1 protein-coding gene is annotated in these 916 nt (G+C 41.8%); it reads right to left on the bottom strand.

Annotated elements, in window-relative coordinates:
* Positions 1-65 precede the first annotated feature (65 nt).
* Positions 66-916 (bottom strand): transposase (locus AAEY55_RS18085; RefSeq protein WP_350552599.1); only part of this gene is annotated, 851 nt, incomplete at its 5' end.

The following is a 916-nucleotide window of genomic DNA, read 5'->3' on the forward strand; positions in this document are numbered from 1 at the left end:
TTGTGAACTACCCATCGACGCCACTCCGTGTCGATCAATGGGCTTCTACAGCCTTGACTTAGAGACTAGGCTGCTTCTTTTTTCTCAGTTCCAACAGCAAACTTCGATAGCTCGAAGACTTTCGTTTTAATGGCTGATTTCTGCTGAGATGTGGGGGTAACCCTTGCGACGATCCCAGCCGCAATCAAATCTAATTCACCTGTTTTTGCTATGCTTTTAGCCGCTGACAAGTCTCGGCTTTGGTTAGTTTCACAAGCCGTACATGTGAAATTTCTGTCGTTCAATGTTAAAACATGATGTTGGCCGCATTCAGAACAAACCCCAGTGGATTTTTCAAACCTGCCAATCTCGTGATAGAGTTTACCTTCAAGCTCAGTTTTGTATTTTGAAAGCTGAGTAATTAAGCCCATCACATTGTCGGCAACCATGCTGCCATTGAACTTTTGCATCCCTTTTACGTTTAAATCTTCGAACACTAAAATGTCATTTTCATTGGTTATCTGGCGTGAAATTTTGTGTGCAAAGTCGAGCCTTTGCCGTGAGATTTTGCCGTGTAATTTGTTGATGCGTTGTTTGGTTTTTTGCCAGCGATTTGAACCTTTAGTTCGGCGTGCAAGCTGGCGTTGCAATTGATTTAACTTTGTTTTTGACTGCTTTAAAAACTTGGGGTTATCGACCACAAAACCATCTGAGCCAACAACAGTTTGCTTTGAGTTAATGTCAAAACCTGTGATTGTTTTTAAAACTTGTTTAGCTGTTTTGCACTCAACTTCCTGAGTGATGCTGCATCCCCATTTTCCGTGGTGATACTGGATAGTTACAGTCTTGATTTTACTTGCTAGTTTGCGATGCAAGATAATGGGTATCTTGCCTACCTTTGGGATACTGATAGCGCCATTTTCAATGCGGATACAGT

The sequence above is a fragment of the Pseudoalteromonas sp. 120-MNA-CIBAN-0494 genome, from assembly GCF_040308885.1.
GTDB classification, from domain to species: Bacteria; Pseudomonadota; Gammaproteobacteria; order Enterobacterales; family Alteromonadaceae; genus Pseudoalteromonas; species Pseudoalteromonas nigrifaciens.